The sequence below is a fragment of the uncultured Eudoraea sp. genome (assembly GCF_947490415.1).
Classification (GTDB): Bacteria; Bacteroidota; Bacteroidia; order Flavobacteriales; family Flavobacteriaceae; genus Eudoraea.
The window spans coordinates 191,002-214,299 of sequence record NZ_CANLGX010000003.1; the positions used below are offsets into that span (position 1 = coordinate 191,002).

24 protein-coding genes are annotated in these 23,298 nt (G+C 37.2%); 22 read left to right on the forward strand and 2 right to left on the reverse strand.

The window, feature by feature from the left end:
- Window positions 1-122: 122 nt before the first annotated feature.
- From lpxD to Q0874_RS09190, 21 genes are all read left to right on the forward strand, one after another.
- Window positions 123-1,148: a UDP-3-O-(3-hydroxymyristoyl)glucosamine N-acyltransferase gene (gene lpxD / locus Q0874_RS09090; protein WP_299162113.1), complete on the forward strand. Its 1,026-nt coding sequence runs from the start codon at window positions 123-125 to the stop codon at window positions 1,146-1,148.
- Window positions 1,149-1,151: 3 nt separating this feature from the next.
- Complete coding sequence (locus tag Q0874_RS09095; RefSeq protein ID WP_299162116.1) at window positions 1,152-2,549, forward strand: bifunctional UDP-3-O-[3-hydroxymyristoyl] N-acetylglucosamine deacetylase/3-hydroxyacyl-ACP dehydratase; 1,398 nt, start codon at window positions 1,152-1,154, stop codon at window positions 2,547-2,549.
- Window position 2,550: 1 nt separating this feature from the next.
- Window positions 2,551-3,336, forward strand: coding sequence for an acyl-ACP--UDP-N-acetylglucosamine O-acyltransferase (gene lpxA, locus Q0874_RS09100; protein WP_299162119.1), 786 nt, complete (start codon window positions 2,551-2,553; stop codon window positions 3,334-3,336).
- A 6-nt stretch (window positions 3,337-3,342) separates the two neighbouring features.
- On the forward strand, window positions 3,343-3,909 hold the full coding sequence (efp, locus tag Q0874_RS09105) for an elongation factor P (protein WP_299162122.1): 567 nt from the start codon (window positions 3,343-3,345) through the stop codon (window positions 3,907-3,909).
- A gap of 91 nt (window positions 3,910-4,000) precedes the next feature.
- Entirely contained in the window at window positions 4,001-4,936 is a 936-nt protein-coding gene (locus Q0874_RS09110) for a UDP-3-O-(3-hydroxymyristoyl)glucosamine N-acyltransferase (protein ID WP_299162125.1), read from the forward strand.
- Between the two features lie 66 nt (window positions 4,937-5,002).
- Window positions 5,003-5,875, forward strand: coding sequence for a succinate--CoA ligase subunit alpha (gene sucD / locus Q0874_RS09115; protein WP_299162127.1), 873 nt, complete (start codon window positions 5,003-5,005; stop codon window positions 5,873-5,875).
- Between the two features lie 127 nt (window positions 5,876-6,002).
- Window positions 6,003-6,749, forward strand: coding sequence for a 3-oxoacyl-[acyl-carrier-protein] reductase (gene fabG / locus Q0874_RS09120; protein WP_299162130.1), 747 nt, complete (start codon window positions 6,003-6,005; stop codon window positions 6,747-6,749).
- A gap of 85 nt (window positions 6,750-6,834) precedes the next feature.
- Window positions 6,835-8,868 carry a vWA domain-containing protein gene (locus Q0874_RS09125; protein WP_299162133.1) on the forward strand — a complete coding sequence of 678 codons (2,034 nt, stop codon included), beginning with the start codon at window positions 6,835-6,837 and terminating at the stop codon, window positions 8,866-8,868.
- Between the two features lie 11 nt (window positions 8,869-8,879).
- Window positions 8,880-9,695: a prohibitin family protein gene (locus Q0874_RS09130; RefSeq protein WP_299162136.1), complete on the forward strand. Its 816-nt coding sequence runs from the start codon at window positions 8,880-8,882 to the stop codon at window positions 9,693-9,695.
- A 202-nt stretch (window positions 9,696-9,897) separates the two neighbouring features.
- The gene (gene hisG, locus Q0874_RS09135; RefSeq protein ID WP_299162139.1) at window positions 9,898-10,755 is read left to right on the forward strand and encodes an ATP phosphoribosyltransferase; all 858 of its coding nucleotides are present in this window, start codon (window positions 9,898-9,900) and stop codon (window positions 10,753-10,755) included.
- Window positions 10,752-12,044 carry a histidinol dehydrogenase gene (hisD, locus tag Q0874_RS09140; protein ID WP_299162142.1) on the forward strand — a complete coding sequence of 431 codons (1,293 nt, stop codon included), beginning with the start codon at window positions 10,752-10,754 and terminating at the stop codon, window positions 12,042-12,044. Before hisG ends, hisD begins: the two co-directional genes overlap by 4 nt.
- A gap of 23 nt (window positions 12,045-12,067) precedes the next feature.
- Complete coding sequence (gene hisC, locus Q0874_RS09145; protein WP_299162145.1) at window positions 12,068-13,108, forward strand: histidinol-phosphate transaminase; 1,041 nt, start codon at window positions 12,068-12,070, stop codon at window positions 13,106-13,108.
- The gene (gene hisB, locus Q0874_RS09150) at window positions 13,108-14,259 is read left to right on the forward strand and encodes a bifunctional histidinol-phosphatase/imidazoleglycerol-phosphate dehydratase HisB (RefSeq protein ID WP_299162147.1); all 1,152 of its coding nucleotides are present in this window, start codon (window positions 13,108-13,110) and stop codon (window positions 14,257-14,259) included. The genes hisC and hisB overlap by 1 nt, the downstream gene beginning before the upstream one ends.
- Window positions 14,260-14,308: 49 nt before the next feature.
- Window positions 14,309-14,890 (forward strand): imidazole glycerol phosphate synthase subunit HisH, encoded by a 582-nt coding sequence (gene hisH, locus Q0874_RS09155; protein WP_299162149.1) that lies wholly within the window; start codon window positions 14,309-14,311, stop codon window positions 14,888-14,890.
- Between the two features lie 6 nt (window positions 14,891-14,896).
- Window positions 14,897-15,304, forward strand: a complete 408-nt coding sequence (locus Q0874_RS09160; RefSeq protein ID WP_299162150.1) for a GNAT family N-acetyltransferase — start codon at window positions 14,897-14,899, stop codon at window positions 15,302-15,304.
- Complete coding sequence (locus Q0874_RS09165) at window positions 15,305-16,081, forward strand: 1-(5-phosphoribosyl)-5-[(5-phosphoribosylamino)methylideneamino] imidazole-4-carboxamide isomerase (protein ID WP_299162151.1); 777 nt, start codon at window positions 15,305-15,307, stop codon at window positions 16,079-16,081.
- A complete protein-coding gene (locus tag Q0874_RS09170; protein WP_299162153.1) occupies window positions 16,078-16,599 on the forward strand; it encodes a DinB family protein in 522 nt (173 codons plus the stop codon). The genes Q0874_RS09165 and Q0874_RS09170 overlap by 4 nt, the downstream gene beginning before the upstream one ends.
- A 3-nt stretch (window positions 16,600-16,602) precedes the next feature.
- Window positions 16,603-17,358, forward strand: coding sequence for an imidazole glycerol phosphate synthase subunit HisF (gene hisF / locus Q0874_RS09175; RefSeq protein WP_299162155.1), 756 nt, complete (start codon window positions 16,603-16,605; stop codon window positions 17,356-17,358).
- A 33-nt stretch (window positions 17,359-17,391) separates the two neighbouring features.
- Complete coding sequence (hisIE, locus tag Q0874_RS09180) at window positions 17,392-17,994, forward strand: bifunctional phosphoribosyl-AMP cyclohydrolase/phosphoribosyl-ATP diphosphatase HisIE (RefSeq protein WP_299162157.1); 603 nt, start codon at window positions 17,392-17,394, stop codon at window positions 17,992-17,994.
- A gap of 66 nt (window positions 17,995-18,060) precedes the next feature.
- A complete protein-coding gene (locus Q0874_RS09185; RefSeq protein WP_299162159.1) occupies window positions 18,061-19,203 on the forward strand; it encodes a VWA domain-containing protein in 1,143 nt (380 codons plus the stop codon).
- A gap of 50 nt (window positions 19,204-19,253) precedes the next feature.
- Window positions 19,254-20,723, forward strand: a complete 1,470-nt coding sequence (locus Q0874_RS09190; RefSeq protein WP_299162161.1) for a magnesium chelatase — start codon at window positions 19,254-19,256, stop codon at window positions 20,721-20,723.
- A 360-nt stretch (window positions 20,724-21,083) separates the two neighbouring features.
- Here the strand turns inward: Q0874_RS09190 and Q0874_RS09195 are convergent, their stop codons facing one another.
- A complete protein-coding gene (locus Q0874_RS09195) occupies window positions 21,084-21,566 on the reverse strand; it encodes a hypothetical protein (RefSeq protein ID WP_299162163.1) in 483 nt (160 codons plus the stop codon).
- 310 nt (window positions 21,567-21,876) lie between these two features.
- Window positions 21,877-22,317, reverse strand: coding sequence for a hypothetical protein (locus tag Q0874_RS09200; protein WP_299162165.1), 441 nt, complete (start codon window positions 22,315-22,317; stop codon window positions 21,877-21,879).
- A 192-nt stretch (window positions 22,318-22,509) separates the two neighbouring features.
- Here Q0874_RS09200 and Q0874_RS09205 point away from each other — a divergent pair, with 192 nt between their 5' ends.
- The gene (locus Q0874_RS09205; RefSeq protein ID WP_299162167.1) at window positions 22,510-23,292 is read left to right on the forward strand and encodes a tRNA pseudouridine(38-40) synthase TruA; all 783 of its coding nucleotides are present in this window, start codon (window positions 22,510-22,512) and stop codon (window positions 23,290-23,292) included.
- The last annotated feature ends 6 nt before the right edge of the window (window positions 23,293-23,298 follow it).

Sequence of the window (23,298 nt, forward strand, 5' to 3'; positions counted from 1 at the left end):
GTTTTGAAAGTCTTAATATGCTAATTTATAGGGATTTATGCACATGTATTCTGCTTAATACCATTAATCAATTTTTCTTACTTTTGTCTGAATCTAAACACAGGGTTAAATTATTTTAAAATTTGAAATTTACAGCTAGTCAGATTGCAGGTATTTTGGAGGGTGAGGTAGAAGGCAACCCAGAAGTTGCTGTGCATAAATTGGCTAAGATTGAAGAAGGAGAAATTGGTTCATTAACTTTTTTGGCTAATCCCAAATACACCTCTTTTATATATAGCACCGAAGCATCAATCACTCTTGTAAATAAAGATTTTGTCCCAGAGCAGGCCATTACTACTACCTTGATTAAGGTTGATGATGCCTACGAATCTTTTTCAAAATTATTAGAATATTACAATCAGGTTAAGAATAACAAAACGGGACTGGAAAGGCCCATATTTTTATCAGAATCTGCCACTTATGGAGAAAATTTCTATTTGGGAGCATTTTCATATTTGGGTAACAATGTAAAAATTGGTAATGATGTAAAAATTTACCCGAATGTCTATATAGGTGACAATGTAACCATAGCGGATAATGTTCTGATTTTTGCAGGAGCCAAAATTTATTCAGAATCAATAATCGGAAAGGGATGTGTAATTCATAGTGGGGCAATCATTGGAGCAGATGGATTTGGTTTTGCGCCTAATTCAAATGGGGAGTATAGTAAAGTTCCTCAAACCGGGAATGTAATTCTGGAGGAAAATGTAGATGTTGGTGCAGGAACTACTATAGATAGGGCAACGCTCGGATCAACCATTCTTAGAAATGGTGTAAAACTGGATAACCAAATTCAAATTGCTCATAATGTTGAGATTGGAGAGCATACGGCTATAGCAGCCCAGACAGGTATAGCGGGGTCTACCAAAATTGGAAGAAATTGCAAGATTGGGGGCCAGGTTGGCATTGTTGGACATATAACTATTGGCGACAGGGTTAGGATACAGGCACAATCAGGAATAGGTAGAAATGTAAAAGATGATGAATTCATACAGGGATCACCTGCATTTAACTATGCAGACTATAATAAATCTTATGTTCATTTTAAAAACCTACCAAAACTGGAGAACAGGATTAATAATTTGGAAAAAAAAAGTGACGATAAATAAAGGATGGCAAAACAGCGTACAATAGCAAATGAAGTAACATTAACCGGCGTGGGTTTGCATACCGGAGAGAAAGTTACCATGAAATTTGTTCCTGCAACCGAGAACCACGGCTTTGCTTTTAAACGAGTTGATCTGGAAGGGGAACCAATTATAGAAGCAGATGCGAATTATGTGGTTAACACTCAAAGAGGGACTAATCTTGAGAAAAGAGGCGTTAAGATCCAAACCTCGGAACATGTTCTTGCAGCATTGGTGGGCATGGAGATAGATAATGTTTTAATAGAATTGGATGCCCCTGAACCACCCATCATGGATGGATCTTCCAAGTTTTTTGTCGAGGCGCTTGAAAAGGCCGGAATTGTAGAACAGGACGCCGAGCGAGAAGAATATGTTGTTAAAGAAGTAATTACTTATAAAGATGAAGCTTCCGGAAGTGATATAACATTAATTCCTGCGGAGGATTACAAAATTACCACCATGGTAGATTTTGGCACCAAGGTTCTTGGGACACAAAATGCTACCCTAGAGAAAATAGCAGATTTTAAGAGTGAAATTGCAGATGCCAGGACATTTAGTTTTCTTCATGAATTGGAAATGTTATTGGAAAATGGGTTAATAAAAGGGGGTGATTTGAACAATGCCATTGTTTATGTAGACAAGGAAATTTCAGCTCCCACCATGAAGAAGCTTGAAAAGGCTTTTAATAAGAAAAAACTGTCGGTGAAGCCTAATGGTATTTTAGATAATCTGACATTACATCAACCAAACGAAGCTGCCAGACACAAATTATTGGACGTAATTGGAGATTTAGCATTGGCAGGAACAAGAATTAAGGGGAAAGTAATTGCCAATAAGCCCGGACATTACGTAAATACTCAATTTGCCAAAAAGCTGTCCAAAATAATTAAATTGGAAAAAAGGAATAAGGTTCCAAAATTCGATTTAAATCAACCTCCATTAATGGACATCACTCAAATTATGAAAATGTTGCCACACAGGCCACCTTTCCTTTTGGTTGATAAAATAATGGAACTTTCTGATTCTCATGTGGTAGGGGTAAAAAATGTTACCATGAACGAACCATTTTTCGTGGGACACTTTCCCGGAGCGCCTGTCATGCCTGGGGTTTTACAGGTAGAAGCTATGGCACAGACAGGGGGAATACTGGTTTTAAACACAGTTCCTGATCCTGAAAATTACCTTACTTTCTTTATGAAGATCGACAATGTTAAATTTAAACAACAAGTCGTCCCTGGAGATACTTTAATCTTTAAGTGCGATCTTATCTCACCAATACGAAGAGGAATCTGTCATATGCAGGCTTATGCATATGCAAATGGAAAATTGGTGTCCGAAGCAGAATTAATGGCCCAAATCGTAAAAACAAAACAAGAAGATTAGCATGAATCAGCCGCTTGCCTACGTTCACCCAGGAGCTAAAATTGCAAAAAATGTGGTTATAGAACCATTTACCACTATCCATAACAATGTGATAATTGGCGATGGTACCTGGATAGGCTCCAATGTTACTATTATGGAAGGTGCCCGCATAGGAAAGAATTGCAATATTTTTCCCGGTGCCGTAATATCAGCACCGCCTCAGGATTTGAAATATGAAGGGGAAGAAACTACTGTGGTTATTGGTAACAACACCACAATCCGGGAGTGTGCTACCATTCACAAAGGTACCCATGACAGAATGAAAACAGTCATTGGTAAAAATTGTCTTATTATGGCCTATTGCCATATTGCCCATGATTGTTTTGTAGGCAATAATTGTATTTTCTCCAATAATTCAACCCTTGCAGGACACGTAACGATTGGCGATAATGTTATTCTTGCAGGTCTGGTGGCTGTGCATCAATTTGTTTCAATTGGAAACCATGCTTTTGTAACTGGCGGATCCTTAGTGCGTAAAGATGTTCCTCCTTATGTCAAGGGCGCAAGAGAACCAATGTCATATGTTGGAATAAATTCCGTCGGACTGCGAAGGAGAGGATTTGATTCAGATAAAATCAGGGAGATACAGAATATTTACAGAATACTTTATCAGAAGAATTATAACAACACTCAGGCTGTACAGATCATTGAAGCAGAAATGGAAGCTACGCCCGAAAGAGATGAAATCTTACAGTTTATTCGTGATTCCCAAAGGGGGATAATGAAAGGCTATTTTAGTACAAATTAATTATCTATGGCAAATACATCCGATATTAGAAAAGGATTGTGCATTAAGTACAACAATGATATTTATAAGGTTATTGAGTTTTTACACGTAAAACCGGGTAAAGGACCTGCATTTGTACGAACCAAACTTAAAAGCGTAACAAACGGAAAAGTTTTGGATAATACTTTCTCTGCCGGGCATAAAATTGAAGATGTACGTGTGGAAACAAGGTCTTATCAGTTTTTGTATTCCGATGGCACAACCTATCATTTTATGAATACTGATGATTATAATCAAATTTCACTTCAGGAAGATATTCTGGACGCTCCGGGACTTTTAAAAGAAGGCGAAGTAGTTACAATAATGTTTAACACGGAAGATAGCATGCCATTATCCGTGGATATGCCCGCCAGTGTCATTTTAGAAGTTACCCATACAGAACCCGGACTTAAAGGAAATACTGCTACAAATGCATCGAAGCCAGCGGTTGTTGAGACCGGAGCCAAAGTAAATGTACCACTTTTTATTAATGAAGGGGATAAAATTAAAATTGATACTGAAAAGGGCTCTTATATGGAGAGGGCAAAAGAATAAATATAGATAAATATCTGTATTTAAATGTATTAGGTTATTTTATTTTGATCATTGATTTATATTTTAAGTTGTTAATTTAGATAAACTTTTCGTGAAATTTCCAAAGCCATACACTTTAAAACAAATTGCAGCAATCATCAACTCTGAATATGTAGGGGCGGATGATTTTTCTGTTTATGGGATGAACGAAATACATGTTGTGGAAGAAGGTGATATTGTTTTTGTAGATCATCCAAAGTATTATGACAAAGCCCTAAATTCTAAAGCGACTGTAGTTTTAATAAACAAAAAAGTAGATTGCCCCTTTGGGAAAGCACTGCTGATATCCGAGGATCCTTTTAGGGATTTTAATACACTTACGAATTACTTTAAGCCGTTCGAAAAATCAGATTTGTCGATTTCAAAATCTGCCAGAATAGGAAAGAATACTCATATTCAGCCTAATGTCTTTATTGGTAATAATGTCGTAATTGGTGATAATTGCACAATTCATTCCAATGTTTGTCTGTATGACAATTGTGTTATAGGCGATCATGTCACAATTCATGCAGGTACAGTTCTTGGAGCCGATGCTTTCTACTACAAAAGAAGGCCAGAGGGCTATGATAAGTTGCTTTCCGGAGGACGTGTAGTAATAGAGGACCATGTAGATATCGGTGCACTATGCTCCATAGATAGGGGGGTTACCGGTGATACAACAATTAAGAAAGGCAGCAAGCTTGATAATCAGATTCAGGTGGGACATGATACGGTAATAGGAGAAAATTGTTTGATTGCCTCACAAACAGGAATTGCAGGCTGTGTAGTAATTGAGGATGAGGTTACTATTTGGGGTCAGGTTGGGATAATAAGCGGTATTACCATAGGAAAGAAAGCAGTAATAATGGCGCAGGCGGGTATTGGCAGATCTCTCGAAGGGGGCAAAAGTTATTTGGGAAGTCCGGCTGGTGAAGCCCGAGAAAAATTCAGAGAATTAGCCCATCTGCGAAATCTCTCATCAATTTTAAAAGATTTAAACAAACAATAAGCAATTAACCACCCAAAAATAGTTTTCAAAAATATATTTTTGCATAACTAAAAAGACAAATTCACAATGAGCGTATTAGTAAATAAAGATTCCAGGATTATTGTTCAAGGCTTTACAGGTAGTGAAGGGACATTTCACTCGGAACAGATGATAGCCTATGGCACGAATGTAGTAGGAGGAGTTACTCCGGGCAAAGGTGGCCACGAGCACCTTGGAAAACCTGTTTTTAATACTGTTGAGGAAGCTGTTCAAAGTGTAGGTGCAGATACTACAATCATTTTTGTACCACCGGCATTTGCTGCAGATGCAATAATGGAAGCTGCAAATGCTGGAATAAAAGTCATTATTACCATTACTGAAGGTATTCCGGTAGCTGATATGGTAAAGGCTAATAATTATATTAAAGACAGAGATTGCACTCTAATAGGACCAAATTGCCCTGGTGTAATTACACCGGAAGAGGCTAAAGTAGGTATTATGCCCGGTTTTGTATTTAAGAAAGGAACTATTGGTATTGTATCTAAATCTGGTACTTTAACATACGAAGCTGCTGATCAGGTAGTGAGACAGGGATTGGGTATTACAACGGCTATTGGTATTGGTGGTGATCCAATAATTGGTACTACAACCAAAGATGCAGTAGAATTGCTAATTAATGATCCCGAAACAGAATGTGTTGTAATGATAGGAGAAATAGGGGGTCAACTAGAAGCGGATGCCGCCAAATGGTATAAAGCCAGTGGTAGTAAAAAACCAATTGTAGGTTTTATCGCCGGTGAAACGGCACCTGCAGGAAGAACTATGGGTCATGCCGGGGCAATAGTGGGAGGAACAGATGATACTGCTCAGGCTAAAAAACGCATTATGCGCGAGTGTGGAATAAATGTAGTGGATTCTCCTGCTGAAATAGGAAAGAAGGTTAAAGAAGTAGTCGGATAGTACAAAATAACAACAAGAATCCTCGGTATATCTGAGAGGAAAATCCCGAATTAGTCGGGATTTTTTTTAGCCTTTATGTGAAACAAAACTTATCTTTGAAATACGAGTTAGGAAACAAAACAATGATATGAAAATATTAGACGGGAAGAATGTTATTATTACCGGTGCAAGTCGGGGTATAGGTATGGGTATTGCCAGGGTTTTGGCTGAACATGGAGCTAATATAGCCTTTACATATAGTTCCAGTGAAGCTCCCGCGCTTGAATTGGAAAAGGAGCTAAATTCTAAAGGAGTAAAGGCAAAAGCCTATAAAAGTAATGCGGCAAGTTTTACAGATTCTGAGAAGCTGGTTGTTCAGGTTCTGGAGGATTTCGGAGGAATAGACGTGTTAATTAACAATGCGGGTATCACAAAAGATAATCTGTTAATACGAATGAGAGAAGAGGATTTTGATACTGTTATTGAGATCAATTTAAAATCTGTTTTCAACATGACCAAAGCTGTTCAGCGGACAATGTTAAAACAGCGCAAAGGCTCCATAATTAATATGAGCAGCGTGGTTGGCGTAAAAGGTAACGCGGGTCAAACAAATTATGCAGCTTCCAAGGCAGGGATTATCGGATTTACAAAATCTGTTGCCCTTGAACTTGGATCCAGAAATATTCGTTGTAACGCTATTGCACCAGGATTTATTGAAACTGAAATGACCGATAAATTAGATGAAAACACTGTACAAGGGTGGCGAGAGGCAATTCCACTAAAACGCGGTGGATCTCCTGAAGATGTTGCAAATGCCTGTTTATTTCTTGCTTCAGATCTGTCTGATTATATTACCGGACAAGTTTTAAATGTTGATGGCGGTATGTTAACATAATGCCCGGTCACACGATTTATTAACCCCAGCGCAAGACTACTGACTGGATTGGGTTCCGGCAGTTAGGTGTTATCCAAAAAGTTTCATGCAACTACAAACGGTATTCCTGATATTATTTGCTGCGATCTTGGCTTTGGGGTTGGTTATATTTCAGTACTACTACAAATCCAAGAGCAAAGGCACTTTATATATAGCACTCTCCTTTTTGAGATTTGTAGCATTATTTTGTGTGTTTTTACTTCTAATAAATCCAAAAATCACCAAAGAGCAATATTCTTTGGAGAAGGCGAATCTAATTATCTTAGCAGACAATACTTCATCAATTGGTCAGGCAAACGGGGTTAATCAGCTTGTTAATGCCAAAAAACTGATTGAAGAGAATACTAGTATTGCGGAAAAGTTTAATGTCTCTGAATATGTATTTGGGACAGAGTTAAATTCTTTGGACAGTTTATCATTTACGGAGAAAGCTACGAATATAGGACGCGCTCTTTCATCACTAAAAGATATTTTTGCGGGAAGCAATACAGCTATTTTGATGCTTACGGACGGAAACCAGACTCTGGGTGAAGATTATGAATTCTCCGGAGGAAGGCAAAAATTCCCCATTTACCCGCTGGTTGTTGGAGATACAACAAGTTATCAGGATATCAGAATAGATCAGGTAAACACAAACAAATACGCCTTTTTAAAAAATAAATACCCTATGGAAATTTTTGTTTCCTACCAGGGCAAAAATACGGTGTCAACCACTCTGACCATTACAGAAGCTGGTCAAAACCTATATAGAAAACAAATTGTTCTAAGTGAGACCGAGAATTCCCAGATTATCAATGCTGTGTTGGATGCCATTACTGTTGGAATAAAGAATATAAAGATTAGCCTTAGTCCTTTGGAAAATGAAAGGAACATTGCCAATAATTCCAGGCAAATAGGAATAGAAGTAATAGATGAAAAAACCAACATTGCACTAGTTTCCAACATGCTTCATCCGGATCTGGGTGCTTTAAAAAAAGCAATTGAAAGTAATGAGCAACGATCGGTATCAATTATAAAACCATCCTTATCACCTAATGAACTGGAACAATTTGATTTATTTATTATATATCAGCCAGACACGTCTTTTGAAAAGGTATATTCTTATATAGAAAGTAAAGGGGCAAATATTTTTACTATCACCGGCCCCAAGACAGATTGGACATTTCTTAATAAAGTGCAGAATAGTTTTCAAAAGAATAGTTATGATCAGAAAGAAGAAGTAACCCCTATTTTAAATGCGGGATTTACGCATTTTGATATCTCAGATCTTACAGTATCCGAATATCCTCCCGTTGAGACAACTTTGGGCGAATTACTTATAACGGCATCTTATGAAAATATGTTGAGTCAACGAATCAAGGGAGTAGATTTGAATGAACCTCTTTTTACGGTACTTGAAACCAATTTACGTCGCGAGGCCATCCTTTTTGGTGAAAATATTTGGAAATGGCGCGTACAGAGTTACAGGGAAGATCAGGAGTTTAAAAAATTTGATGATTTTATTTCTAAGGTTATTTTATTCCTGGCAAATAGCAAACCACGAAGCAGGCTCACATTGGAGTACGAAAATATTTATCAGGGCTTAAATGAAGCAACTATAAAGGCTACTTATTTTGATGAAACCTTTGTTTTTGATAATAATGCAACACTAAATTTAATATTAAGTGGTATTGAGAATAACACTAGCAGGCAAATTCCTATGTTGCTTAAGAAAGGGTATTACGAAGCTGATATCAGTACACTGCCATCCGGGGATTATAGCTTTACGGCAAGTGTGAAGGATGAAAATCTTACTAAAACAGGAAAATTCACAATACTGGACTACGACTTAGAAAAACAATTGTTATCGAGTAATTATAAGAAATTAGATAGGTTGGCTAAAAGCACCAATGCGACACTTTATTTTCCTTCCCAGGTTTCTAATTTCATTGAGGACATCATTAAAGACAATAGGTTTGTGCCAATCCAAAAAAGCAAGCAAAATGTCGTATCTTTGATAGATTTTAAAATTCTCTTGGGAATCATTGTTGCAGCTTTGACAGCGGAGTGGTTTATAAGAAAATATAACGGACTAATTTAATATTATATCTAATGGATAAATTACCAAAAATAGCACTGCCAGCAGTGTTTATAATTATTTTATTGATTATACTAATTTCTAAATCAGCAGTAACCATAGGTTCTGGTGAAGCGGGGGTTCTATTTAAAACTTTTGGGAACGGAGTAGTGACGGATGAACCTCCTCTTAATGAAGGTTTTCATATAGTTGCTCCCTGGAATAAAGTTTTTATTTACGAAGTAAGACAACAGGAAGTTTTTGAAAAGATGAGTGTGCTTTCCAGTAATGGTTTGGACATCCTGCTCGATGCCTCTGCCTGGTTTCAACCTGATTATCTTTCCCTAGGCAAATTACATCAGGAAAAAAGCGAACAATATAAAGAGCGTATTCTTCTTCCTGCGATCAGGTCTGCAGCGCGTAGCGTAGTCGGGAGATACACCCCTGAACAATTATACTCCAGTAAACGAGACGCCATTCAGGTAGAGATTTATGAGGAAACCAAGGGAATTGTAGAGGATCAGTATATACAATTGAATGAAATTCTTATCCGCGATGTTACTCTTCCTGCGACAATTAAAGAGGCCATTGAAAGAAAGCTAAAGCAGGAACAAGAATCATTGGAATATGAATTTCTTTTAATAACCGCAGCAAAGGAGGCAGATAAAGTGCGTATTGAAGCTCAGGGAAAGGCAGATGCCAACAAGATACTTAGCGCATCTTTAACCGATAAAATTCTCAAAGACAAGGGGATAGATGCCACCTTAAAAATGGCAGAATCTCCAAATGCCAAAGTCGTCGTAATAGGTTCGGGTGGAGATGGGTTACCTCTTATTTTAGGAAATAATTAATTACAATAAGTTTTGTGAAATAAAAATAAATTCTAATTTTACAATCTAATGAGAACTAAAAATACACATCATCATTTGTACACTTGCACTCAGGCGAGGTAGAAATGTATTGTTGTATTCCAAAATATATCTAACCCGTTTGAGCAATCAAACGGGTTTTGCTTTTAAATCTTTTTGATTGCTTGAAAATGAAATTTAACAAATGGAGAAATTAAAAATAGCCATACAAAAGTCGGGGAGGCTTAACGAAGATTCAATAAAAGTTCTAAAAGACTGTGGTATTTCTATTGATAATGGTAAAGACCAATTGAAAGCTTCGGCACGTAACTTTCCAATGGAAGTGTTTTACCTTAGAAATGGCGATATTCCACAATATCTGAAAGATGGTGTAGTAGATGTCGCTATCATTGGGGAGAATGTGCTTAAAGAAAAAGGAGGCAATATCGCTGTGGCGGAAAATCTGGGCTTTTCAAAATGCAGGGTTTCCCTGGCCGTCCCAAAATCCAGTACTTATGCTGAGATCAAGGATTTGGAAGGAAAACGGATTGCTACCTCATATCCAAATACCCTAAATGCATACCTGTCGGGCAAAGGGGTTCAGGCCGAGCTTCACATTATTAACGGTTCTGTGGAAATTGCCCCTAATATCGGATTAGCCGATGCTATTTGCGACATAGTATCCAGTGGTAGTACCTTATTCAAAAATAATCTTAAGGAGGTAGAAGTAATGCTCAGGAGTGAAGCTGTTTTAGCCGTATCACCAATGATCGCGGAGAAGCAGAGAGAAATTCTGGAAGATCTGAGGTTTAGAATAAAATCGGTACTGGTTGCCAGACAATCCAAATATATTTTGATGAATGCTCCGAATGACAAATTAGAAGATATTATTAAAATATTACCTGGAATGCGGAGTCCAACAGTCTTGCCCCTGGCAGAAGAAGGCTGGAGCTCAGTTCATACGGTAATCAATAAAGATAAATTCTGGGAAGTCATTAATGAATTGAAACAGCTGGGTGCTGAGGGAATATTAGTATGCCCGATTGAGAAAATGGTGTTATGAAAAAAATATTCAATCCTAAAAAACAGGACTGGCCTTTTATCTTGCAGCGTCCAACTCAAACTGTTGAAGATATAGAACGCACTGTAATGCAGATTTTTAATGAAGTACAGGCAGGTGGCGATAAGGTTTTACATAAATATACGAAACAATTTGACCGAGTTGAATTAACTGATTTATTGGCAAGCCCTGATGAGTTTATTGAAGCTGAAACATTGGTGTCAGAACAGCTAAAAGTTGCAATACAAACAGCAAAATCTAATATTGAAAAATTTCATGAGTCTCAGAAAACGTCAAAAATTGAAATAGAAACTACAGCAGGTGTAATATGCTGGCAGGAAAAAAGGGCAATTCAAAAAGTCGGCCTTTATATCCCTGGTGGCACAGCTCCTTTGTTTTCAACTATTCTAATGCTGGCAATACCTGCCAATATTGCGGGATGTTCAGAGTTGATTTTATGTACACCTCCCGATAAATCCGGGAAAATAAATCCAGCTATTCTCTACACCGCTAAACTTTGTGGCATTACAAAGCTCTTTAAAGTTGGTGGAATTCAGGCAATAGGGGCAATGGCATTTGGAACAGAAAGTATACCCCAGGTTTATAAAATATTTGGGCCAGGTAATCAATTTGTTACCGTAGCTAAACAAATTGCAACCAAGTTTGGTGTCGCTATAGATATGCCAGCGGGGCCAAGCGAGCTTTTAGTAGTGGCAGATGATTCTGCCAATGCGGGTTTTGTAGCCTCAGATCTTTTAAGTCAGGCCGAACATGGTACAGATAGTCAGGTCATACTGGTGTCTACATCCAAATCGCTTATGGACAAAGTAGAGGAGGAATTGCAAAAACAAATTATCGAGCTACCGAGAGCCGCCATCGCTAAAAAGGCAATTGAAAATAGTAAATTGATCTTTGTGGAAAATGATAAAATTGCCATCGAACTAATTAATGAATATGGGCCGGAACATTTTATTGTTTGTTGTGAAGACGAGGAATATTATATTAGAAACGTGGTAAATGCTGGTTCTGTTTTTCTGGGAAATTATACCCCGGAAAGCGCTGGTGATTATGCCTCAGGCACCAATCATACTTTGCCGACAAACGGATATGCAAAACAGTATAGTGGCGTAAATCTGGACAGTTTTATGAAGAGTATTTCGTTTCAGAGAATATCTGAAACCGGTATATGGAATATTGGTAATACCATTGAAGTTATGGCAGAAGCAGAAGGACTTCAGGCTCATAAAAATGCAGTTTCTCTGCGACTTCAAAGTTTAAAAAACAAGCAATAGCATTTGCTTAAAGGATGTGGTTTATGAAATTTGACCTTTATAGATTAGTACGGGAAAATGTCAGGGGATTAAAACCTTATTCATCTGCCAGGGATGAATATACCTCTGATGGCTCTAAAATGGTATTTATTGATGCCAATGAGAGCCCCTATTCTAATGGGATCAATCGTTATCCGGATCCGCAACAACGTAAGCTTAAAACTCTTTTGGCAAAAAGCTCTTCTTTATCTCCAGCTAATATTCTGCTTGGAAATGGAAGTGATGAGGTATTGGATCTGATTTTCCGAGCCTTTTGTGAACCACATAAAGATAATGTCATTACGATGACACCTACTTACGGAATGTACAAAGTTCTGGCAGGTATTAATGCAATAGAGAACAGGGAGGTTCTTTTGACGGAAAGTTTTGAGCTTGATGTGAATAGAATTTTGGAGTCTGTAAATTCGAAAACCAAGGTTATCTTCCTGTGTTCACCTAATAACCCTACCGGGAATAGTTTTTCTGTTAAACATATAGAATACCTGCTGAATAACTTTCAAGGTTTACTAGTTGTAGACGAAGCATACATAGATTTCGCAACCCAGGGTAGTTGGCTTAATAAACTTGGCCAGTTTCCTAATCTTATGGTTACCAGGACATTCTCCAAGGCCTATGGAATGGCCGGTTTACGATTAGGTGTTTGTTATGCATCTGAAAATATAATAACGATCTTGAATCGTATAAAGCCGCCGTATAATGTAAATGAACTTACTCAGCGAAAGGCATTTCAAATGATTCAGAATACCGCTTTAGTAGAAGAGCAGATTGCTGAGATTTTATCGGAAAGAGATCGAATGATAGGGCAGTTAGCCAAAATCTCATATGTAAAAAAAATATACCCTACAGATGCCAATTTTATATTGGTAAAAGTAGATGATGCAGATAAAAGGTACCAGGAAATATTAGAATTGGGGGTGGTGGTCCGCAACAGATCAACACAACCACTTTGCTATAATACCCTTAGGTTTACAATAGGTACCCCGGAAGAGAACGAAACATTGTTAAAAGTATTAAACTCCTTGTAATGGCACTACAACCGACCAAGAAGAAGGTCTTATTCATTGATCGCGACGGTACGCTTATTGTGGAACCGCCCGACGAACAAACAGATAGCTTAGAAAAAATAGTATTTTATCCGGGAGTCCTTAGCTATCTAAGCAGAATAGCCAAGGAATTGGATTTTGAATTGGTCATGGTGACTAATCAGGATGGTCTTGGGTCCGAGACGTTTCCTGAAAATACATTTTGGCCAGCACATAATTTTATTCTTAAATGTTTTGAGGGCCAGGGGATAGTCTTTTCAGAAACCCACATAGATCGAACCTTCCCACATGAAAATGCGGAGACCCGAAAACCCGGTACAGGAATGTTGAAAAAGTATTTCGCTGAAGAATATGACCTGCAAAACTCTTTTGTTATTGGCGATCGGTTAACCGATATGGAATTGGCAAAAAACTTGGGATCGAAAGGAATTTATATAAATACAAATACGTTTTTGGGAACAAATGAAATCACTGTTGAAGAAGAGGACTTAAAGGAAACAATTGTCCTGGAAACGGCAGATTGGAAGGCCATTTATGATTTTTTAAAACTGGAAAACAGAGTTGCTGAAATTTCAAGAAAAACTAAAGAAACTGATATTAGGATTAAACTTAATTTAGATGGAACGGGCATAAGTAATATTTCCACCGGTATTGTATTCTTTGATCATATGTTGGACCAACTTGCCCGGCATGGCCAGATGAACCTGGATATTAGTGTAAAGGGTGATTTAGAAGTAGATGAACACCATACCATAGAAGATACAGGGATTGCCCTGGGTGAGGTATTCCATAAAGCATTAGGAAATAAGTTGGGAATGGAACGTTATGGTTTTTGCCTGCCAATGGATGATTGTCTTGCACAGGTAGCTCTTGATTTTGGAGGACGTAGCTGGTTAGTTTGGAAAGCTGAGTTTAAACGGGAAATGATTGGTAAGATGCCAACTGAAATGTTTTATCATTTCTTCAAATCTTTCTCTGATGGAGCAAAAGCCAATTTGAACATTAAAGCGGAAGGAACCAACGAACACCATAAGATTGAAGCTATATTTAAGGCATTTGCAAAAGCAATCAAGATGGCGGTAAAACGCGATGTGGATAAAATGTTATTGCCAACAACAAAGGGAATGCTTTAGAATCTGATTCGGAGTATCGAAATAAATAATCGCCAAAGTATTTAAGTACATGAAATTGGTTATAGTAAATTATGGTGCTGGTAATATCCAAAGTATAAAATTTGCTTTCAAACGCCTTGGGGTTGAGGCTGTATTGAGTGATAAAGCGGAAGAGATAATGGCGGCCGACCGAGTGATATTTCCAGGTGTTGGGGAAGCAAGTAGTGCTATGAATAAACTAAAAGCAAGTGGTTTGGACAAGATAATTCCGGAATTAAAACAGCCGGTTTTAGGCATTTGTCTGGGGATGCAGTTAATGTGCAATACTTCAGAAGAAGGCAATACATCGGGTTTAGGTATTTTTGATACCGATGTGGTCAGGTTTACTAACAGTGTTAAAGTCCCGCAAATTGGATGGAATCAAATAACAAATCTTAAATCTGCTTTATTTAAGGATGTAATTGAAAAAGATCATATTTACCTGGTGCACAGTTATTATGCCCCAATTTGCAAAGAAACTATAGCAGTCTCAGAATATGAAATGGCATATAGTAGTGCTTTACAGAAAGATAACTTTTATGGGGTTCAGTTTCACCCCGAAAAAAGCAGTAAAGTTGGAGCTCGGATCTTAAAAAACTTTCTGGCATTATAGAGGGAAATGAAAGAAGTTAGAATCAGTACAGATATACGTGAAATGGATATTGATTTGGTCCATGATTATCTTTCAAAGCAATCATACTGGGCAAAGGGGCGAGGCAAAGAAGAAGTTGTGAAATCTATGGAAAATTCCATTTGTTTTGCTGTATTTGACGGTAATGCGCAAATTGGTTTTGCGCGACTTGTTACAGATTATGTAGTGTTTGCATGGTTAATGGACGTATTTGTTATAGATGAATACAAGAACAAAGGAGTAGGCAGATTTTTGATGGATTATATTATGAATTTACCCGAGATCAAAGAAGTAAATGGGTTTGGTTTAAGAACCAGAGATGCCCATGGATTTTATATAAAATATGGGTTTCACCAAATTTCTGAACCAGAAACATGGATGCAAAAAATTAGATAAATGAGATTAATCCCGGCAATAGATATTATAGGAGGTAAATGTGTCAGGCTCTCACAGGGAGATTACAATACAAAAAAAATTTATAGCGAAAGTCCTTTGGAAGTAGCGCTCAAATTTGAAGCTCACGGAATTCAATATATTCACCTTGTTGATCTTGATGGAGCAAAAGCAAAACATATTGTAAATCATAAGGTTTTGGAAACCATTGCCACTAACACAAATTTAAAAATTGATTTTGGAGGGGGGCTGAAGACCAATGAAGATTTGAAAATTGCCTTCGACTGCGGTGCCGGACAAATAACCGGAGGGAGCATTGCAGTAAATGACCGTGATACCTTTCTGGGATGGATTGAAACCTATGGAGCAGAGCGAATCATCCTGGGAGCAGATGTTAAAGACGAACGTATTGCAATTACAGGATGGCAGGAAGAATCAGATAAGAAATTGATTCCATTTGCTAAAGATTACCAAAAGCAAGGGATCCGATATATCATTTGCACGGATATTAAAAAGGACGGGATGTTGGCCGGGCCGGCAATAGAATTATACAAACGGCTTCTTGAAGAAACGAGTATAAATAAGACGGTGGTAAGCATGAGTGGTGTGGAAGATGTGAAAATTCCGGGAATAAATCTTATTGCCAGTGGTGGAATAGCGCATTTTGATGATTTACCGGCTTTGCAGGAAATTGGTTGCGAAGGTGCCATACTAGGCAAAGCCATTTACGAGAATAAGATTAGTTTAAAACAATTAGAACAATTTATATTATCAGTATGAATAATATAAGAGATGAATGGATGTCGGAATTTTTGGAGAATTCTGTTTACAGACTAGATGAGAGTACCCGAATGAATAAAATTAGTCTGAAGTCAATTGAAGAATCTAATATTTGGAAAAAACCAAATGAATCTTCCAATAGTATTGGTAACCAAATAATTCATATATGTGGCAATATAACACAATATATAATTGCATCTTTAGGAGAACAAGATGATCTGAGAAATAGAGATGCAGAATTTTCAATATCTGATGGTTTTACAAGAAGTGAACTAATACAAAAACTAGAGGATACCGTTCACAAAGCAAAGCTTGTACTAGATAATTGTAGTAAAAGTCAGTTACTAAAAAAACGTGTAGTGCAGGGATATGATCTCTCGGGAATTGGAATTGTTATTCATGCTGTTGAACATTATTCCTATCATACGGGCCAAATTGCATTTTGGACAAAGCAGTTGATCAACAAGGATTTAGGATTTTATGATGGTAGAGACTTGAATATTAAAAACGAAAATTAGAGAATGCTTACTAAAAGAATAATTCCTTGCCTGGATATAAAGGACGGTCGTACCGTAAAAGGCGTAAATTTTGTCGATTTGCGAGATGCCGGAGATCCGGTAGAACTTGCAAAAGTGTATGCAGATGAAGGGGCGGACGAGTTGGTATTTCTGGATATTTCCGCAACCGAGGAAAGACGAAAGACGCTTGCTGATTTGGTAAAAAGGGTAGCAGAGAAAGTTAACATCCCATTTACGGTTGGTGGAGGTATTTCTTCCGTTGAAGATGTTGATATTCTGCTTCATAATGGGGCAGATAAAGTCTCTATAAATTCTTCGGCGGTTAAAAACCCTGAATTAATTAATGAACTTGTCGCGAAATTTGGTTCTCAGTGCATCGTAGTGGCCATAGATGCAAAGCAAATAAAAGGTGAATGGAAAGTACATCTTGTAGGAGGTAAAGTACCAACTGAAATAGAGCTTTTTCAATGGGCAAAGGAAGTTGAGGAAAGAGGGGCGGGAGAAATATTGTTTACTTCGATGGACCATGATGGCACAAAAAACGGATTTGCCAATGAAACATTAGCCAGGCTATCAACAGAGCGGAACATTCCAATAATTGCATCCGGAGGGGCTGGTAACATGCAGCATTTTATTGATACTTTTAATGATGGCAAGGCCGATGCTGCATTAGCTGCTAGTGTATTTCATTTTAAGGAAATGGAGATAAAAGATCTAAAAAAGAAATTACAGGATAATGGCATTCCTGTTAGACTATAACAATATTTTATTTGGCATTAAAAGAATTATTCTATGGAAGTAGCATTTGATAAAAACAAAGATGGTCTTGTGCCGGCAATAATCCAGGACCCAACTACTAAAAATGTTTTAATGCTGGGCTACATGAACGAGGAAGCCCTTAATAAAACTATGGCAACAGGAAAAGTCACCTTTTACAGCAGAAGCAAAAAACGAATATGGCAAAAAGGGGAAGAGAGTGGTAATTTTCTGAATCTGGTTAATGTTGAAATTGATTGTGACCACGATACACTCTTAATTTCTGCAAACCCGGTAGGACCTACTTGTCATAAGGGAAGCGATACCTGTTGGAATAAAGATAATGTTCAGAATTTTGGTTTTCTAACCCGGCTTGAAGCCATTATTTCAGATAGAAAAGAAAATGATAGTAATGAAAAGAGTTATGTTAGTTCTTTGTTTAAAAGCGGGATAAACAAAATTGCTCAGAAAGTTGGTGAAGAAGCAGTAGAAACTATTATTGAAGCCAAGGATGACAATGAAAAGCTTTTCCTTGAAGAAAGTGCCGACTTGCTTTTTCATTACCTGATTTTGTTGCAGGCCAAAGGTCATCTTCTTAAAGATGTTGTCGACATTCTAAAAAGCAGGCATAAAATTTAAGATCCTAAACCCTTAAGTTTTCTTAAATTTAATACTGCATTTTATTAAATGTGTTATTTTTAGCTAATGGCTATGAAAACAGGAAAAGGCTTTAGATTTTTAAACTACGAAGCACCTCAGCTTACCCCTTTTGAAAAACTTTTTGAGATTTTTCAGGAACTTATTACACATACTTCAGGTGATGTGGATGAGGCCCTGGATTGGTTGCGGGAATTGGATAAGGAGTATGAACTCACAGATGAGAACTATACCATTGATGATTTTATTGAGGACCTGAAGGCAAAGGGATTCTTGCGAGAAGAATTGGAAGAGGGTGGAGGAGAAGGAAATGGTGAACCAGGTGAAGCCAGTTTGTCGATCACTGCTAAAATGGAACGAATTATTCGTCAGCGTGCTTTAGATCAAATTTTTGGTAAGCTAAAGAGAAGCGGTGCAGGTAACCATAAGACCGGGAAATCAGGCCCTGGAGATGAGCATACCGGTGATTTCAGGGAGTATCGATACGGAGACTCTTTAGAGCATATTTCTATGACAGAAAGTTTGAAAAATGCCCAGATCAATCATGGGATGGATGGTTTTTCTCTTACGGAGGATGATCTTGTAGTAGAAGACACACATTATAAGGCGCAAATGAGCACAGTGCTAATGATAGACATTAGCCATTCTATGATTTTATACGGAGAGGATCGTATAACACCTGCCAAAAAAGTTGCCATGGCTCTGGCCGAGCTAATTACTACAAGGTATCCCAAAGATACCCTGGACATTTTGGTTTTTGGTAATGATGCCTGGCCTATTCCCATAAAGGAGCTTCCCTACCTGAAAGTAGGACCATATCATACTAATACTGTTGCCGGTTTACAGCTTGCTATGGATATGTTGAGGAGAAAAAGAAATACCAATAAACAAATCTTTATGATTACGGATGGCAAGCCCAGTTGTCTGAGAATGCCGGATGGCACCTATTATAAAAATAGTGTTGGTCTCGACGATTTTATTGTCGAAAAATGTTACAATACAGCAAGACAGGCAAGAAAATTACATATCCCTATTACAACTTTTATGATAGCACAGGATCCATATTTAAGGCAATTCATCAGGCATTTTACAGAAGCCAATAATGGAAAGGCTTTTTTCACCGGGCTTGAAGGTTTAGGGGAAATGATTTTCGAAGATTATGAACAGAATAGAAAAAAAAGATTAAAGTAAAACATTAGTATAATACTGTAATATATTGCTATATAGATAATTAAATTCTTATGAAAATAGATTATAAAAACATATCCACTTTAGGAGAACTCAAGAAGGCCGCTTATCAAAGTAAGAGTATAAAGGATGAATTAAGATCAAATTTACGGGATAAAATAAGCAAAGGAGAAGAGACTTTCCACGGTATTTGGGGGTATGAAGAATCGGTGATTCCTGAGTTAGAACGTGCAATTTTATCGCGCCATAATATAAATTTATTAGGGCTTAGAGGTCAGGCCAAAACACGTTTGGCAAGGTTGATGGTGAACTTACTGGATGAATGGATACCATTTGTTGAAGGCTCAGAGATTAATGATGATCCTCTTAAGCCTTTATCAAGGTTCAGTAGGGAACTTATCAAGGAAAAGGGCGATAAAACGCCTGTTTCATGGTTACACCGGGAAGAACGATTTTATGAAAAACTAGCTACGCCAGATGTTACTGTAGCCGACTTAATTGGCGATGTAGATCCTATTAAGGCTGCAAATATGAGACTTTCTTACGCAGATGACAGGGTTATTCATTTTGGCATGATTCCACGTTCTAACCGCTGCATTTTTGTTATCAATGAGCTACCGGATCTCCAGTCAAGGATTCAGGTGTCCTTATTTAATATTTTGCAGGAAGGGGATATTCAGATAAGGGGCTTTAAATTGAGATTACCTCTGGATATTCAGTTTGTTTTTACTGCTAATCCTGAAGATTACACAAACAGGGGTAGTATAGTTACACCTTTAAAGGACAGGATAGGATCTCAAATTCTTACGCATTACCCGGAAGAAATTAAAATTGCCAGAAGAATTACCGAACAAGAGGCTCAATTAGATGAGAGGCAGGCAAAATCTATTTATGTGCCAGACTTGGCGAAAGATTTACTGGAGCAGATTAGTTTTGAGGCACGCCAAAGTGAATATGTCGATTCAAAAAGTGGCGTTAGTGCTCGAACAAGTATTACGGCCTTCGAAAACCTGTTAAGCACCGCAGAGCGAAGGGCCTTGATTACAGGTGAAGATAAAACCCGGGTAAGGCTTAGTGATTTTATGGGAGTCATTCCTGCGATTACTGGCAAAATAGAACTGGTATATGAAGGCGAACAGGAGGGTGGAGATAAAGTTGCACTTATACTATTCCAAGATGCCATAAAAACCCTATTCCCTAATTATTTTCCAAAGATTGAGAAATTGGAACATAAAGATGCAGAAAGCCCTTATGATAACTTAATCAATTGGTTTTTTGAAAGCGAGGGATTGGATCTGATGGACAATTTAACCGATAATGAATATGAAGCTACACTCAACAGTATTCCTGAGCTAAACACACTTATTAAAAGGCATCAGCCAGATATTCCCAAAGAGGATACATTTTTTCTTAAGGAATTTCTATTGTGGGGACTTGTGGCGAATAAAAAGTTAAGTAAGCGCAGATTTCAAAAGGGGTATCAATTTAAAGACCTTTATGGAAGTTTTATAAGTAAATTATAAGCGAATATTAAATAACAAAAGCCCTTTATTAAAAGGGCTTTTATCTTCATAGCAATTCTTAACCCTTTCCGTATATTCTATGGTTAAAATAAATGAGCTACTTTTTTAGAGTGACTCAATAAGGTATAATAGCGATATCATGAAGATGCATTATTATCATAGTAGCCGAAACAATCACATTTTCCTTACATAACTTCAATCAAAATTTTAGAATTTTGTGATCACGTGGAAATCACGATCGCTTTTATTTGTTATGTAATCATGAGAATTACATAGTATTAAGGTTTCATTGTTTTAAATGAAAAGACCTTAGAAATTCATCTAAGGTCCTTTGCATTGCCATAACATAATAGAAATTCGTTATTGCCAGGAATCAATATTTTCATTAATGCTATCAAAGTTATATGGACCCACCATTACCATTCTGTGTTTAAACGTCAATATGGTCAGGAAAAGCAAGAAGAACTGCAATAGGAAAATAAATATGCCGACAGGTATAAATGCTTCTGGAATGATGTGATCCTGATATTCATAATAGCTTTGCAATATATAGGCCGTATCCATAATTTTAAACATGTAAATAAGAAAAATTCCATACATGGCATATTCCAGATTGCGCATTTGTGGATCAGTGTATTCCCGCTCTTTAATTTTGAACCATAGCACATAAAGAAAAATAAAATGGACTACTGCGAACAATGGAAATATATAATTGTCAAATTTGAAAAAGTAAAACTTATCGGTGTACAAGCCATAAAAATTAAAAACAATAAGAATTGCTAATACCGCAATGGATAGTACCAAACATATCCTCCAGGAGAAAAAATTTAAAATTGCCTTCATATAAGTAGGTTGCAAGGCTTTGGGGAACCTCATTGGAGTTTTTAACGCAAGCCTATATTCTTTATTTGAAAAAATTCGATGAAGCGCAAACAATGTTGAGTAACCTCAAAAAGTTGTTGCGAAAACCATGTAGGTTTCCATTTTCTAAATACTTCATTTGATTAGGCTGATGATCTCCCAAAGTATATATCCCGGAAAAACTTAACTTTGCTGGATCTGTCATAAGACCCGAATAATAAACAAGATGATAATAAATCAATAAAAGGCGCATATTTAAAAATGCGCCTTTTTTAGTTGGAATAGTGTCTATCTATGAAATCCAATTACGTTTCTCCGCAATGCGAGCGAATTGCACCAGGACAATACCTATAATAATAACAATTACTGGAGTAACTACGCCTTGTACAGGGCCATAAATTTCTGCGGCATTAGTCATGAAAAATGAATGTGCCATTTGCACCAGAATACCAATAAGGGATAACATCAGTACAGGTTTTGCCAACTTTCTTCTTAGCAAAAGGACAATACATCCCAAAAGGCCTCCCCATACAGCTATGGCGAATGCAGCCGTAACCCATGCCGGAGTACTCTCCATTAGTGCTAATTGATCTGGGGTGTATCCTGCTTTCATTTCATCAGTCATATAAGCCTGACCAAGATAAGCCATAACCCCCATAAGGTTCCATAATAATGCGACAATGCTCACAATCCAAAACCAGACAGGTGGTTTTTTGTTTGATTTCTCACTCATTTTGTTTCAGTTTAGTTTGTTTATAGTATACAAAATACAAAAAAATGTAAATCCGACTTTATAAATTCTGTATAGTTCAGACTTAGGTCGGATGCTATATGGTAAAACTGTAGAGTAACAGCATTGCACTAATAAATCCAAAGTTTTCGAAATTCCTGTCGTTAAACAGCACAATTATTTATCTTAACACTTATGAAAAGACGTCATTATTATTTAATAAGAGTTCAATTTTTAGGTTTTAGATATAGTGGATGGCAAAAACAGCCAGGGCAAAGAACTATAGAAGGAATGCTTCTTAAAACACTTAAATATATTCTGCCCCAGCAGAAACTTAAAATCTTAGGTGCAGGGAGGACAGATGCAAAAGTTTCCGCGCTCGATGCAGCATTCGAACTGATTATAGAAGAAACACCTATTTCAGATATATCAGATTTTGTTAAATCATTTAATAAAAACTTACCATCTGATATTAAAGTAATTAAAGTAGATAAAGTGGATAAAAACTTTAATATAATTAAGGATAGTAAATTGAAAGAATATTGTTATTTTTTTTCCTATGGTGAAAAAAACCATCCTTTTTGTGCTCCATTTATGGCAAACATTTTAGAGGATCTCGATATTGACATTATGACAAAAGCTGCAATACTTTATAAAGGGACCCACAATTTTAAGGCCTATACAGCAAAACCCGGCGAGAACAAACAAGTAACACGAACACTTTCTTATTGTGAAATTATGAAGAATACGGAAATTAAAGCCAGTTTTTTTCCGAAGAGCAGTTATGTACTAAGAATCTGCGGTAAAGGATTTATGCGTTACCAGGTTCGGATGATTATGGGTGCGTTAATCCAATTAGGCAGAGGTCTTCTTAGCCTTGATGAAATTGAAAGATCCTTAACGGAGGATACAGATATAAAGATTTCATATATCGCTCCCGGTTCTGGGCTGATATTGTACAAGCTTGAATTTGAATAAATCCTG